Here is a 14,111-nt window from a genome sequence, read left to right as displayed (position 1 = left end):
TCCTTCCATAGCCATTCTGTATTTCGTTTACTCTGTTAGCGCCTTCAGCACTTTTTTGGATTCTTCGACATTGGAAGCTGATACCGGAATGGTGGCAAATAGATTACTTGCAGCATATTCTACATCTTTAAACATCTTCATGTCTTCGAGTGGAATGCCGTAAAGATGTGATTCTTGCTTGAGATCTGAACCTGCATCTCCTTCACCTTGCTCCACTAAGACCCCGCCTTCAAATACACCACGTTCATACTTCTTGGGATCAAAGGTATCATCAAGCGGAACATTGGAACCATTACTTCCGTATTGTTTCATGTCGGATTCAGGCAATATGAAGATATCATGTCCCCCAGCCGCATACTCTACCATTATTTTCTGAACATCATACATCGCACTGGTGATCACTTCCACCTTGGGCTCCTCGCCCAGTTTTTGTTGCAGATTGGCCTGCAACTGCTCCGAGATCACAGATGGATTTCCTTGGTTATCAATGATAAAAACAGAAAATCCATCCTTACCCCCACAACCAGCCAACAAAAAAATAACAGAAATGATCGCTGTAAGCCCCCAAAATCTCTTCATTCCAGTTCCCCCTTTAGTCTCCTATGTCCAATATATCACAATTGTTCCACGCAAAAAAATAACCTGGCTTATCGGGGGATACCCCTTGCTCTACACACAAAAAAGAAGACCCTCTCAGGTCTCCTGTTCTAACTCGATTAATGAAACGTTTCAAATCCAGCGAAAACGTCATTTCCCTTTAATCGGATTAGCCTTCATGTATTCATTAATCTTTAAATCAAGCAAACTGCTGATTTCAATTACAATATCGGATGTGAATGATTTCTCTTCAAGGAAGATCTGTTCCATCTTGCGACGAAGCATATGAATCTCATCTTCCAAGGAAATGTCATGCAAAGATGCGTGATCAGGTTTCACCGACCATCGGTCGCCATGATCGCCTTCTGCCAGATAGTGCCCACGATTAGTCGGTAAATCATATTCAACACAAAACAAAGCCAACCCCTCCTTGGAAAAATGGTTTCCAAATATATGAAAACTTATTTCAAATTGAAATTATATCACAATATTTTGTAAAAGAAAGTTATTTTTTTCCAGAGTTAACAATATCACATCTGTTAAAAGATTCTATTTTAGTATTACCCCTCTTTTTGCACTTTGTAAACAAAGTTTCCGATTCGTTCCAATGCTTCATTCAATTGGGTTACGGAAGTAGCATACGAGCAGCGCAAGAAGCCTTCACCTTGAGGGCCAAAAACATTCCCAGGAACAGCAGCAACTTTATTCTCCGTTAACAATCGCTCGGCAAACAGGTCCGAACTCATGCCTGTCTTTTGAATACTCGGGAATGCATAGAATGCTCCCTGAGGTTCATGACAATCGAGTCCGATATCCCGAAATCCCTGCACAATTAAACGTCTGCGCTGATTATACGATTCTACCATCCGGTCTTTCTCACCCAGACCGTTCGTCAATGCCTCAAGTGCAGCAACCTGGCCCATGGCCGGCGCACACATTACCGTATACTGATGGATTTTGAGCATGGCTGCAATAAGTTCAGGGTGACCACACATGTAACCGATCCGCCAACCTGTCATTGCAAAAGCTTTCGAAAATCCGCTTACGAGAATGGTCCGCTCCTTCATGTCAGGAATAGCTGCAAAGCTGACATGCTTTTGCGTATAGGTTAATTCAGCATATATTTCATCCGCGATCACGATCAGATCATGCTTTTTAATCACCTCAGCAATGGGCAGCCACTCTTCATAGGTCATGATGGCCCCTGTTGGATTACTCGGATAACACAGAATAACCACTTTCGACTTCGGTGTGATGCCTGCTTCAAGGGCTTCAGCCGTTAGCTTGAACTGATCTTTCGCATAGGTTTCAACACCGACCGGTATACCTCCACCAATCGAAGCGATTGGTGAATAGGCCACGTACGAAGGTTCAGGAATGAGAATCTCGTCGCCAGGTACAATTAATGCGCGCAAAGCCAGATCAATCGCTTCACTGCCACCCACGGTAACAATAATCTCATCTTTTGGATCGTATTTGGTATCAAACTGAGTATCCAGATAATCGCTGATGGCTTCTCTCAGCTTCGGCATGCCTGCGTTGGATGTGTAGCTGGTCATACCTCTTTCCAGCGAGTATACACAGGCTTCACGCATATGCCAAGGTGTAACAAAGTCAGGTTCACCCACGCCCAATGTGATAATATCCTTGTTGTCTCCAACCAGATCGAAAAATTTGCGAATTCCGGATGGAGGTATCTGCTGCACGAGAGGTGCCAGATAAGATGTCATATTCTTGTTGTTCCCGGTTGTCTGTTCATTCACTATCATGACACATCTTCCTTTACGGCGAGATCATGAGACGGTTGTCTTCCTGATGGTCTTCAAAGATAATCCCGTCCTGCTTATATTTTTTAAGAATAAAATTCGTTTTGGTTGAAAGTACAGAGTCAATCGGAGACAATTTCTCCGACACAAAATTAGCGACTTCACGCAGGTTGCCACCTTCCACTTCAACGAGCAGATCGTATGCACCTGACATGAGATATACGGACTTCACTTGCGGGTATAGATAAATGCGCTCAGCAATCCCTTCAAAGCCACGACCACGCTCCGGCGTAATCTGCACCTCAATCAGGGCCGTTACTTTCTCATCATCTATTTTACTCCAGTTCACGACGGTTGCGTATTTCACGATGACGTGGTCTTGTTCAAGCTGTGCCACGGCGTTCTTGATCTTGCCTTCCGACTCCCCCAGCAGCGTCGACAGCAGTGCGGGAGTCCTTCTCGCGTCTTCCTTTAGCAGATCCAGAACTTTTAATTGCAGATCGTTCAAATCTTTCATGGTTTTCCCTCCAGCGTCATCCAGGTTCCTGAAAATGAATTAATACTTATATTACATGAATTTAACGTTGATGCAAAGACAAAAGACCGCCTGCCCTGAATTCAGGCAAGCGGTGGTATGGTCCTGGGTCGTTAGGTGCTTCAAACCTCTTTTCCACTGGTTACATGTAATAAGGGTTACCGTAATTCGGCTGATGCTGAGGCACATTAGGGGCTTGGCTATATGAACTGTTCTGCGTGTTCTTTTCTTGAATGAATTGCTGACACTTCTGTTGGGTCTGGTGTGCCGACTGGATTTGTTTATCCACATCCTGTCGAAGTGCTTTGGACGATGCAGAATACATGTTGTTTTGTTGCATCAGATTGAACAGCTCACCTTGCAATCTTAATGTATCGTTCGTTAAATCATTGAACATTCTACGGGTCGTGGGGCAGGAAGATTCAGTAGTTGCTGTTGTATATTCACGTGAAGTTCGTCTTAAATCTGCAAGAATCGACTTCAACAAATCTTGTTCTTGCATAAAATTCCCACCAGATGACAAAGATTGAGTGTACACGTATTTTCCTCCTATGCTTTGGAATGACTTGTCATTGTTTTGAGCTTTACTGCGATTGCGCTGGTGCAAGTGATTGATGTTGCTGCAGTGCATTGACAAGCGTGTTCAGATGCTGTTCATGTGAGCGAACATAATGATTCAGTGCCTGTTGAATTTGCGGATTATGTGTGATGGAGGCTGTAGCTGCACATTGTTTGATCAGCATTTCCTCATTGGAAATTGAATCCGCGATATAGTTCAGTTCCTTCGGGCTCAGGGCTTGCATTTGTGAGTTTTGCATGTATGTCTGACCTCCTTAATCTAAAGTTATTGCGAATTTATTGTTACCCTAACCTGAAAAAGTATACTTCAACTACATTCTACAGAGGTGATTAATTGTGGAACTTATTAACGGGGAAACGTTCTGGCCAACCACCTTTGATTCTCATCCTCATTATCCTGTTTTGAAAGAAAATCTGTCCTGTGATTGCCTAGTTATCGGTGGTGGAATGGGAGGCGCACTCTCTGCCAAGCTTCTGATAGATCAGGGGATTGATACCGTTGTTATTGACAAAAGAGATATCGGTCATGGCAGCAGCATGGCAAATATGGGCCTGCTCCAATATGCGAACGACAAAACGCTCACCTCTTGTATCCAGACATTTGGAGAAGAACGCGGTGTTCGATTCTACGAATTATGCCGTGATGCCATGCACCATCTTGAACAGATTTCATCGAAGCTTGAGATTGATCCTTGGTTTGTGCCTCGCACAAGTCTGTATTGCGCCAGTCACGAGGAAGATGTACCGTTGCTGGAGGAAGAATATCGTAACCTGAAACATTATGGATTTGATGTAGAGCTGTGGGATCAGGAAAAAATCAGTTCATTGTTCCCGTTCAGCAAACGCGCTGCACTATACACAAGCGGGGATGCTGAGGTTAATCCGTATCGTTTGGTTCATTCACTATTCGACTCAGCCTCACGTCAAGGAGCTAAAGTCTATACTCATAGTGAATTCACCCACTGTGATTACGATGAAAATGGTGTCCTATGTTACACACCTCATGGCACTGTACGTGCCAAACATGTTATTTTCGCAACAGGCTATGAAACACAAGAAATCAAAAAGGACAGAGGCGCATACCTGCTAAGCACATATGCCATCGCTACCAAGCCACTACAGGATCTGAGCAGCTGGTATAAGCGATGCATGATATGGGAGACGGAACGACCTTATCTATATATGCGCACGACTCCAGACGGAAGAATTATTGCTGGTGGACTGGATGAGAATCGTCCTCGAGAAGAGCAACGGGCCATCAAGGCGGTTCACAAAGGTGAGATTTTGTTGCAGAAGATTGCCGAGTATTTTCCATTACCTGATCTCGAAGTTGATTACGCTTGGGAAGCTGCCTTTGGCAGCACCCATGATGGTCTTCCGTTAATCGGTCCACACCCAGATTATCCGAATTCGTACTTTGTGGAAGGGTATGGAGGCAATGGTACCGTATACAGTATGATTGCTGCCTCCCTGATTGTGGATGCCATTACGGGCAAGCAGAACCCTGATATGGATCTATTCTCACTTACACGTACAAGTAAACCATCTCCTGTATAACCAACAACTGAACCAATACAAATACAAACAGGGTACGCAGTACAAGGAAAGTTCTCTCTTTCCCTGCATTGTACCCTGTTTAAGTATTGAAAGGCTGCTAACCCGACGACTCTTGACCTTCCGTCCGATTCAATAATTTACGCATAAAGAACCATCCGATCAGCGGAAAAGCACCCAGAACGATAATAAGCCAGGTTAACATGCGTAGAGACGGAGTATTCATGACCGTTATAATAAATATGATCAACCCGAAAAGTCGGCCAACCATCAGACATAACTCTCTCAATACGACAAGTTCAACCCTTTTCTCCACATTTTCGCCACTCGTACCCATCATGTCGAATCCCGCTGATATCATAGGTAAAATATACAATGGCATCGCAACTGCACTTCCAATCCCCATGATTAACAGCGTAACATAGGTCACTTTCCACAGAAGAGGAATCAGCACAATCAGCAGAATCAGAGCTCCGATGAACATCCCTCTCGATCTATACTGTGGTTTAAACCATTTCCCCACTGCCCAATAACTTAGTAATGCCACGGCAGAAGTGATGAGTGAGAACTGTCCCAACTTGTACTCCTGTGCAGTAGCCACGTATACAAGCAGAGCAATCAAAAAGGCAAAGACACCTTCCCGCGCACCCTGAGCGAACAAACCCAAAGCCAAGGTCCTCCAGGGGCTATCCGGTTTGGATAGCTGTATCCAGGGTTCAGACCAGCGGTATGTTCCGCTTACCTTTCTCTTTTTGAGAAAAAAACTAAAGACTACCGCGATAACATAAATGACGAGTGATACCGTAAATATGAGCCGATACCCTGTATTGTCCGTCATTCGGGTAATAATTAGACCGGAGAACCATGGACCTATAATTCCTGTCAGCGAGCCAAGTAATCCGACCCAGCCATTGAATAGATCTCTGTTTTCCCGATCCGTTATTTCAAAATACACGACATTAAATGCGATCCAGAATAGCCCCAGAGAACAACCCAGTAGTATGCCCAGAGGCCAAATCCAGTCTACAGCTTTGGAACCGGCCCAGAGGACAACCATATAGAAAAGCCCGGACAGTGCAGTACCTAGTCGTAAAGCACTCATTTTATTGTGTTCCTTGACCCATTTGCCAGCAAGCCAGAACGTGAGTCCAATGGCCAATTGCTGACTGATGGTGAACCAACCCAACATGGCATAATCCGGACGGGTTTTCCACAGAAACACATTCAAAAAGGTTCCCGACAGCGCTCCGGCTAACGCAAACAATCCATTCACGCCCAAAAGCAGAATGGATTGTCGGCCTAAAGTAATCTTCATCTGCTCCTCCTTAATCCACCTGAAGTGAACTGTATACAGGTAGGTCTCAGGGTTAACGTGCCCCAAGCTAGAGGAAAACATGATGAATCTTCAAGATTGCTTTGAAATTGGTATGCATTTCCGAATGCTATCTATTTATGCGCACTCAGGTTCTTAATCAGACGCAGGCGGTCATTCTCAGACAGACTGTATTGCACTTGGAAACATCCCGAGCACACATAAGTTTGAACCGTAAATGGTGGTGATAATAGGGAGCCTTCACCCGAAGCTGCGTTAGCAACTGGAGTAAAGTTATCCTGCGTTGCAGCTTGAGTGCCAGTGAGAATCATGAATTCCCGACAATTCGGGCACTCCGGCACTTCTTCCTGATGATCAAGTTGCTTCTGGACACCTTGTTCATATTGAATCAGGTCATTACCTTCATCCGCGTATTTGGTTAACGTTCGCAACTCAGGCAATTTAAGCTCAACTTCATCCCCCCACAGATCTGAAAGATCCGTAGTCTGTTTCTCATCGTTTGCATGGTTCACATCATAAATGTCATCGTCAGCTTCATCATGCTCTTCATCACCGATGTCAATGTTGAGCGTACGATATCCCTTCAATTCATTGTGGCAATATGGACACTCTTCTTCAGGACCGAGTTCCTCATCCCATACAATCTCCGTGTGACACCAAGGGCATACTGTTGTTTCCATATTGAATCAACCTTTCTCTTTCAAATAATCATGTATTCATTACATAGATGACACCGATGGCAAAGAACACAATCGATGCTGCAAACAGAATCCGTATCAATATCTTCATGACGGTCCTCCTAGATAATGCTCGCGCCAATAACAAACGACAATGAGACGGAAATAATCATGGATATCAATCCGACAGCTCGGTTACCCGCTTCGATCTCCTTATCAATGGAGAAGACGGGTGTCAGGAATTCGAACAGAAAATAGGCAACGAGCAGAAGAATAAATCCGACAAACGACCATGTCATGGCTTCATACACCGAAGATTTAGACTGTATGCTGAAACGCAGTACGTTACAGATCCCGAAGATCTTTCCTCCTGTCGCCATGGCAACGGCCATATTGCCCTTCTTGATCTCCGTCCAGCATTTATATTTGGTCACCAGTTCGAAGCAAGCCAGAAATATAAGCAGCTCCATAATCGCTACCGAGAAAAAACCGAGTACCATCCCCAAGGGATGAGACAGCAATTGGTCAATGCTTTCTTTCACGCACCGTTCCCCTCTCTCCATCTGCGACCTTCATGAATAAGGCCGCAGAATATCATTGATTCATGGTCCGGCTATTCCAATTCTGCGACGGTCACACCGTTCCCGCCTTCTCCGTAATTGCCCAGCCGGTAACTTTTAATATGTTTATGCTTACGCAGGTAATCCTGAATACCGGAACGCAAAATCCCTGTACCTTTACCATGAATAATATACACTTGGCCCAAATTGGCGAGGAAAGCTTCATCAATGAAACGGTCTGTCTCCATGAGGGCTTCTTCCAGGTTGGTACCACGCAGATCCAGTTCACTCTTCACATTGTCATCACGCGTGCGTTTCATGCCAGTTACCGGTTTTTGTTTCGGTTTGGCTGCGGGAGCTGATTGCTGCAGTTCCAAGTCATCCAGGGATACTTTCATTTTCATAATCCCCAGCTGCACCATCGCGTCTTTGCTACCCGACATCTCCACAACATGGCCTTTTTGATTCAAACTATAGACCAGCACTTCATCACCAGGGCCGATGGCACGAGTCTTCGGTGCTGCTGCCGTCTTCTTGACGATTTTCCTGCGTTTCTCCGGTTCAGCTTCATCCAGCTGTTTGCGGGCAGCAATGAGTTTGTGCTCCTTCACGGAAGCACCTTCTTCCATAGCCAACTGGCGAAGATCTGCTATAATCTTCTCCGCTTCCGCACGAGCCTTGTCCACAATGCCCCGTGCATCTTCTTCTGCTTTCTCAATCCGACGATCACGCTGCTGTTCCAGCTTTTCCAGTTCAGTCTGGTGACGACTGCGTAATTTCTCCATGTCCTGACGCAAGATCTCCGCCTTCTCACGCTCTTGCTCTGCGGTAAGTCGGTTCTCTTCAAGAGAAGCAATCATGTGCTCGATCCGTTGATCCTCTTCCTTCACTTCGCCACGAGCGTAGTCGAGAATGTAACCCGGCAGCCCCAGACGCTCTGCAATGGCAAATGCATTACTTCGTCCAGGTACACCCACCAGAAGGCGATAGGTTGGACTCAGTGTATTAATGTCAAATTCCATACTGGCATTAATGACGCCTTTACGCTCGTATGCGTATGCTTTCAGTTCACTGTAATGGGTAGTTGCAACCATGCGACAGCCCGTCCGGTGCATATGCTCCAGCATAGAGATTGCCAGTGCGGAACCTTCAGCCGGGTCTGTTCCTGCTCCAAGTTCATCGAGCAATACCAAGCTTTTCGGTGTCATGTTTTTCAGAATGCGAATGATGTTTGTCATATGACTGGAGAAGGTACTCAGATTCTGCTCGATACTCTGCTCGTCCCCAATGTCTGCATAGATCGCATCAAATACACATAACTGACTGCCATCCTCTGCCGGAACGAATAAACCGGACATCGCCATCAGACTCAGCAATCCAATTGTTTTGAGCGTTACCGTCTTACCCCCCGTATTCGGACCTGTCACGATGATGGATGTGTAATCATTACCCAGCTCAATGTCAATTGGGACCACATTTTCAATCGGAATCAGCGGATGACGCCCTTTTTTGAGTTTGATGAATCCGCGGTCATTCATGCGGGGCAACGTTGCCTTCAGCTCACGAGCCAGACGTGCTTTGGCAAAGATAAAATCAAGCGATCCCAGCAAGTCGACATCATACAGCAGCCATTCTCCCTGTTCGCTGACAAGTGCCGTCAATTTCTGCAAAATAATTTCTATTTCACGTTCTTCCCGAATACGGGTCTCGCGCAATTTGTTGTTCATTGCAACAATAGATTCCGGCTCGATGAACAATGTTGCGCCTGAACCGGATTGATCATGTACAATCCCACCGAAGTATGAACGATATTCCGCTTTCACCGGGATAACAAAACGATCCCCTCTGATCGTAATGAGCTGATCCTGCAGCATCTTGGATACGGTAGAGGATCGAATCATGGAATCCAGTTTCTCACGAATCCGTGCTTCTCCACCTCTAAGCTCACGACGAATCTGCGCCAACGTTACGCTTGCACTGTCGGCAACTTCTGCATTATCGTCGATACAGATTTTGATGGCATCCTCAAGCGTTTTTTGCTCTGACAGTTGATCGCTGATATAAAACAAGGATTCAATCGTCTCATCTTCATGCAGAGTGGCAATCAGGCGTTTCAATCGCCGTGCAGCAAAGGTCGTATTGGATATTCCCAAAAGTTCGTGAGGATTAAGCGTTCCTCCAATTTCAGCACGTTTGATCGAGGCCGTAATATCTACAATCCCTCCAAAAGATGGCGAGCCTTTCAGACGATCAAATGTGAATGCTTCATCGGTTTGCTGCAGCAACCGCTTCACTTCTTCAAGTTCACTGATCGGTTCAAGTTGCTCCGCTTTCTTTTTGCCCATTGTCGTCTGGGCAAAGCTAAGCAATGTATTTAAAATCTTGCGATATTCCAGTGTGTGTAAAATTTTCGTGTCCAAGTGTACAACTCCTTCCAAACTATATCTGTATTATAACGAAAGAAACTTTCTTACGCTATTTAACGAATCCTTCCACACATAACTTCAACCATAGCACCACAAACTACAGGTGTCAGGATTGTGCAACCTCTCCAGCCCCATGGAGTTGCCCTGCTCAGTTCAATCCGAATAAAAGGAGGTAAACACCATGAATTTCCTGGGACATGTCGTGCGATTTGTCATCGCAGCAATTGTATTAATGGTGGTCAGCTGGATCGTTCCCGGATTCGCCGTTGGTGGCTTCTGGAGCGCTCTGCTGCTTGCTCTTGTCATTGCCCTGCTTGGCTGGATCGTTGAAGGTATCTTCGGCAAAAGGGTCAACCCGTTTGGTCGTGGTATTGTCGGATTTATCGTTAGCGCACTGGTGATTTGGCTTGGTCAATATGTTGTAGATCATGTTGAAGTCAGCCTGCTCGGTGCCATTCTCGCTGCGCTGGTTATCGGGATTATCGATCTGTTCATTCCCGTATCCACCCCTTTTGATGCCGGACGAAGCTCCAAAAGCTAATACCAGCTTCTCCTTTTCGTACCCATGAATACTCCTAAACCTCTGAAGGCCTATGCCGGAAGAGGTTTATTTCATTCGGACCGTAACGATAGTGCAACAAACACATACAATTTTCAAAAAAACGACATACGCAGCGTGTACAGGCATCCACATATTGCGGTATGATGACTGGAGCAATCATTCACATCTTATCCATATTACCCTAAGGAGGCACATGATGAAGAAAGGCATAACATGGCTTGCTGCCTGTATGTTAATTCTGGTCCTCACTGCATGCGGAGGAGCAAATCAGTCCGCAGACTCTGACAGCAACGGATCGGATGCTGGAGTTACAGCCAGTGAAGAACTGGTGATCAAGGCAAGCAACTACGAATTTGATCAACCCGAGTACCATCTTAAAAAAGGTGTCCCGGTTAACATTGTTTATGAAAATGTAAACGGAAATCACGGTATACTCGTGCCGGAGCTGAATCTTATGCTCGACACCAAAAATAGTTCCAAAGTGATCACCCCGGACAAAGTCGGTGAATTTGAAATGTCCTGTTCGGTCTTCTGTGGTTCCGGACACAGTAGCATGATCTCCAAAATTATCGTTGAAGAATAGTATTCAAGACAAGGAGCCCCCGCAGCGACGGGAGCTCCTTCTTTAGTATAACAAATTGTACCAGAGTGCGTTGCACACGAGCCAGTTCTGCTACAATCAATCCGCTAGGTCTGGTCCTGTTCAATCAATTCAATCCATTCGTTATATTCCGTCTGCAATTTCGTATATTCATCATGCAACTGACGATATTCCTTATTCAGATGCTCTGCCTTTTCCTGCTCCATTTCGCGTTCAACCTGTAACAAACGTAATTGATTGGCCGCTAGTTCGTAACGCTCTCCCATCTCAAGCAGTTCATTTTCCATGGTCTGTTTCTCCAGGGTTGCTTCTGCACGTAACTTGTCCAGCTGCTGTCGTTCTTGCTCCAGTCCCTCCAGCAACTCGCTACTTGCCGCACTTTCTCTCTTCCAAACCGTCAGTTCATTCTCAAGTGCAGCCCAGCGTTCCTGCCAGGATTGTTCCTGAGCAGCCCATTCATCTGCACGGCGTTGCCACACCTGGTCGTTCTGCTCTGCTTGTTCAACGCTTGAGCGAAGTTCTTCTTCACGTCTCGTCAACTGCTCCACACGGGATGCCAACTCAGCCTGTTTGACTGACAGTTCTTCGTGTTTGATCTGCCACTCCAATGCTTCTTCCTCGGTCTGGGCCAGCCGGCTCTCTTGCTCGGAGTAGCGCTCGGAAAGTTTCGCTGAAGTCTGTCTTGCTTCTTCAAGTGCGCTCACAATCTCTTGCTTCTCCGTACTCAATTCATCCAGCTTGGAACTGTAATTCTCTTCCCGTTGTAATGCATCACTGTAATCGTTACGGATTTGTTTATAATTATCCTGAAGTTGGTTCAGCTCTTCCCGAACAACATTTAGCTCAACTTCAAGCTGTTTGCGTTTCTCTTCCAAAAGCTCTGCATCCTTCTGGTATTGCACAGCCTCTTCATGGTTGAAACGAGACTCTTCCTTCACCACCGACAATTCATCATGGAGGGATTGCACACCAGACTCCAACGTTTCATTTTGTTCAGCAACTTCAAGAATCTGATTCTCCAGGTCTCCGATCTCAGCCAATCGCTGCTCAGCAAGGTCCTTCCAGGACTGCTCACGTTCCGTAAGTGTGCCAATCTCATGCTGCAATGTACGCACCGCAGCATGAGCCTGTTCAAGCACTTTTTGCAGTCTGCGCTGTTCCTCTTCCGACTTCACTTCAGCCTCACGAAGCTTTTGAGCTTCCTGTTCAAGCTGTGCATGTTGCTCCTGAAGTTTGCGTAGCTGGGCCGTGAGAGAGGATTCTCTATCCACAGTTTCATTATACTTCTGCTTCCATTGTTGCTGTGCATCACGAGATTGCTGGGCAGCCTGTTCCGTTTCACGGAGAAGCTCCTGTAACTGGGAACGATCCTCTTTCAACTGTTCCAGTTGCTGCTCCAGTTCCGTAATTCGGCGAGTCTGAACTTCCTGCTCCTGTTTACGGACCCCATGCTCATGACGTAACGATTCCAATTGACCACGCTCGTGCTGAAGCTGCTGTTCTTGCTCTGCAACCATGTCCTGTGCACTGATGAGCTGGGTCATCACTTCTTCTAATTGCTCTTCGACATCTAATAGTTTAGTCTCCGCCTGTTTACGTTGTTCCTCAAGCTGCTGCTTGAGCTTGCCCCGTTCTTCTTGCAATAAGGCCTCTGCCGCCGCTGCGGCTTCTGTTGCCTGGGACGCTGCTGCTTCCTTGGCTTGCTGCAATTGTTCCTCGAGGGCTGCTTCTTTCTCCATCCATTCGAGTTCCAACTGCTCGGATAACGCCTTGAACTCCGCATTTAACTGATTTATCTCAGTCAGGCGCTTTTGCTCCGCTTGTTCCTGCAAGTCAGCCCGTTCCTGATTCGCCTGATCCGTGAGCTCTTGTGTCTGTTGCAGCGCTTTTTCTTCAGCCTGTTGAAGACGAAGTTCCATCTGTTGCTGAAGTTCATGATATCGCAGTGCCGCTTCTTCCTGAGCTTTCTTCAGATTGCTCTCTGCCTGCTCCAACTCGGACAAAATGGCCGACTCGGCTTCTTCCTTGGCTGTCTGAACCTGCTGCGCAGCCTTGGCTTCAATCTGTTGACGTTCTGCAACGGCACGGCTTTCGGCTTCTTTTAATTGAGCTGCACTCTTGTCCTGCAACTCTTTATATTGCGCCGCAGCTTTGGCCTGCGCCTGCTGCAATTCCGCTGCAGAACGGTTCTGAGCTTCTTTTAGCTGAGAAGCGGCCTGTGCCTGTGCAGTTTTAAGCTGATTTGCCGCTTTTTCTTCCATTTCCTTGAGCTGTCTCGTTCCCTTGGCTTCTGCTTCTTTGAGTTGTGCCGTAGTTTGAGCCTGCAACTTCTGCAATCGCTCCGTTGCCTGGGCACGCTCCTGCTCAAGCAGTTTGTTTAACTTGGCCATTTCTGCTTGCTTGTCCGTTTCGGCCTTTTGCAGGGCCTGTTCGGCTTCGAGCTTCAGCTTCTGCAATTCAGCAAAAGACTGGTCTCGCCGTTCCAATTCTTGTTGATGTTCATTTTGTATGGCGTTCAACCGATTCAATTCGTTTCTCAGTTCTGTACGTTCTCCAGTAAGCATCTTCAGTTCATTCCGGATTTCCTGAGTCTGAAGAGACTGTTCAGCCATATGTACAGCCGCCAGTACCGCAATACGCGGAGTATCCAGACGGGAATTTTGCTTGGAGATCGCGCTCATACGCTCATCTACCAGGTTAGCTACTTGTTTCATATAGTCGGCACTGCTGCCAACCAGTTTATAGGAAGTCCCGTAGATCTCTACGGTGACGCGTGTACGATCAGGTGTAGTCACAGTTGTGCCCTCCTTCAAGTCTGTATGTTGATTCTAAGCTGTAATCACAAAAAAGTCACATCGATCCTCTAATGCTAAGGATTCGATGTGACTTCAAACAATTCCTGCTAATCTTTGTTCAAAAAA

Annotated in this window: 14 protein-coding genes; 3 read left to right on the top strand and 11 right to left on the bottom strand. The window is 46.2% G+C overall.

Features of this window, described 5'->3' with window-relative positions:
• Positions 1-27 precede the first annotated feature (27 nt).
• From AC1S8V_RS08955 to AC1S8V_RS08930, 6 genes are all read right to left on the bottom strand, one after another.
• Positions 28-579 (bottom strand): type 2 periplasmic-binding domain-containing protein, encoded by a 552-nt coding sequence (locus AC1S8V_RS08955; RefSeq protein WP_145319815.1) that lies wholly within the window; start codon positions 577-579, stop codon positions 28-30.
• Positions 580-747: 168 nt separating this feature from the next.
• The gene (locus AC1S8V_RS08950) at positions 748-969 is read right to left on the bottom strand and encodes an aspartyl-phosphate phosphatase Spo0E family protein (RefSeq protein ID WP_186327769.1); all 222 of its coding nucleotides are present in this window, start codon (positions 967-969) and stop codon (positions 748-750) included.
• A gap of 188 nt (positions 970-1,157) precedes the next feature.
• Entirely contained in the window at positions 1,158-2,366 is a 1,209-nt protein-coding gene (locus AC1S8V_RS08945) for an aminotransferase class I/II-fold pyridoxal phosphate-dependent enzyme (RefSeq protein WP_145146723.1), read from the bottom strand.
• Between the two features lie 13 nt (positions 2,367-2,379).
• Positions 2,380-2,880, bottom strand: a complete 501-nt coding sequence (locus AC1S8V_RS08940) for an Lrp/AsnC family transcriptional regulator (RefSeq protein ID WP_482073325.1) — start codon at positions 2,878-2,880, stop codon at positions 2,380-2,382.
• 160 nt (positions 2,881-3,040) lie between these two features.
• A complete protein-coding gene (locus tag AC1S8V_RS08935; RefSeq protein ID WP_124113698.1) occupies positions 3,041-3,436 on the bottom strand; it encodes a spore coat protein in 396 nt (131 codons plus the stop codon).
• 46 nt (positions 3,437-3,482) lie between these two features.
• Entirely contained in the window at positions 3,483-3,716 is a 234-nt protein-coding gene (locus AC1S8V_RS08930; RefSeq protein ID WP_047842262.1) for a hypothetical protein, read from the bottom strand.
• Positions 3,717-3,813: 97 nt separating this feature from the next.
• On the opposite strand from AC1S8V_RS08930, the gene AC1S8V_RS08925 reads away from it, so the two are divergent.
• A complete protein-coding gene (locus AC1S8V_RS08925) occupies positions 3,814-5,034 on the top strand; it encodes an NAD(P)/FAD-dependent oxidoreductase (RefSeq protein ID WP_482073324.1) in 1,221 nt (406 codons plus the stop codon).
• Between the two features lie 97 nt (positions 5,035-5,131).
• On the opposite strand, the gene AC1S8V_RS08920 is transcribed toward AC1S8V_RS08925, so the two are convergent.
• The 4 genes from AC1S8V_RS08920 to AC1S8V_RS08905 all read right to left on the bottom strand — a co-directional run bounded on the left by AC1S8V_RS08920 (position 5,132) and on the right by AC1S8V_RS08905 (position 10,021).
• A complete protein-coding gene (locus tag AC1S8V_RS08920) occupies positions 5,132-6,346 on the bottom strand; it encodes an MFS transporter (RefSeq protein ID WP_482073323.1) in 1,215 nt (404 codons plus the stop codon).
• Positions 6,347-6,477: 131 nt separating this feature from the next.
• Positions 6,478-7,044, bottom strand: coding sequence for a hypothetical protein (locus AC1S8V_RS08915; RefSeq protein ID WP_482073322.1), 567 nt, complete (start codon positions 7,042-7,044; stop codon positions 6,478-6,480).
• A gap of 119 nt (positions 7,045-7,163) precedes the next feature.
• Positions 7,164-7,604, bottom strand: coding sequence for a DUF350 domain-containing protein (locus AC1S8V_RS08910; protein ID WP_482073321.1), 441 nt, complete (start codon positions 7,602-7,604; stop codon positions 7,164-7,166).
• 50 nt (positions 7,605-7,654) lie between these two features.
• Positions 7,655-10,021, bottom strand: coding sequence for an endonuclease MutS2 (locus AC1S8V_RS08905; protein WP_482073320.1), 2,367 nt, complete (start codon positions 10,019-10,021; stop codon positions 7,655-7,657).
• 187 nt (positions 10,022-10,208) lie between these two features.
• Between AC1S8V_RS08905 and AC1S8V_RS08900 the strand changes: the two genes are divergently transcribed.
• A complete protein-coding gene (locus AC1S8V_RS08900) occupies positions 10,209-10,568 on the top strand; it encodes a phage holin family protein (protein ID WP_036610114.1) in 360 nt (119 codons plus the stop codon).
• Between the two features lie 214 nt (positions 10,569-10,782).
• A complete protein-coding gene (locus AC1S8V_RS08895; protein ID WP_482073319.1) occupies positions 10,783-11,172 on the top strand; it encodes a cupredoxin domain-containing protein in 390 nt (129 codons plus the stop codon).
• A 104-nt stretch (positions 11,173-11,276) separates the two neighbouring features.
• On the opposite strand, the gene zapA is transcribed toward AC1S8V_RS08895, so the two are convergent.
• Positions 11,277-13,985 carry a cell division protein ZapA gene (zapA, locus tag AC1S8V_RS08890; protein ID WP_482073318.1) on the bottom strand — a complete coding sequence of 903 codons (2,709 nt, stop codon included), beginning with the start codon at positions 13,983-13,985 and terminating at the stop codon, positions 11,277-11,279.
• Positions 13,986-14,111 lie beyond the last annotated feature (126 nt).

This window comes from Paenibacillus sp. B46(2026) (assembly GCF_056786355.1).
This window is presented reverse-complemented; position numbering and strand designations above follow the sequence as displayed.

Excerpts from the sequence above, each read along its gene's own strand:
- AC1S8V_RS08895 (WP_482073319.1), top strand. The coding sequence starts at position 10,783 with ATGATGAAGAAAGGCATAACATGGCTTGCTGCCTGTATGTTAATTCTG.
- AC1S8V_RS08930 (WP_047842262.1), bottom strand. The coding sequence starts at position 3,716 with ATGCAAAACTCACAAATGCAAGCCCTGAGCCCGAAGGAACTGAACTAT.
- AC1S8V_RS08945 (WP_145146723.1), bottom strand. The coding sequence starts at position 2,366 with ATGATAGTGAATGAACAGACAACCGGGAACAACAAGAATATGACATCT.
- AC1S8V_RS08915 (WP_482073322.1), bottom strand. The coding sequence starts at position 7,044 with ATGGAAACAACAGTATGCCCTTGGTGTCACACGGAGATTGTATGGGAT.
- AC1S8V_RS08900 (WP_036610114.1), top strand. The coding sequence starts at position 10,209 with ATGAATTTCCTGGGACATGTCGTGCGATTTGTCATCGCAGCAATTGTA.
- AC1S8V_RS08920 (WP_482073323.1), bottom strand. The coding sequence starts at position 6,346 with ATGAAGATTACTTTAGGCCGACAATCCATTCTGCTTTTGGGCGTGAAT.
- AC1S8V_RS08940 (WP_482073325.1), bottom strand. The coding sequence starts at position 2,880 with ATGAAAGATTTGAACGATCTGCAATTAAAAGTTCTGGATCTGCTAAAG.
- AC1S8V_RS08910 (WP_482073321.1), bottom strand. The coding sequence starts at position 7,604 with ATGGAGAGAGGGGAACGGTGCGTGAAAGAAAGCATTGACCAATTGCTG.
- AC1S8V_RS08955 (WP_145319815.1), bottom strand. The coding sequence starts at position 579 with ATGAAGAGATTTTGGGGGCTTACAGCGATCATTTCTGTTATTTTTTTG.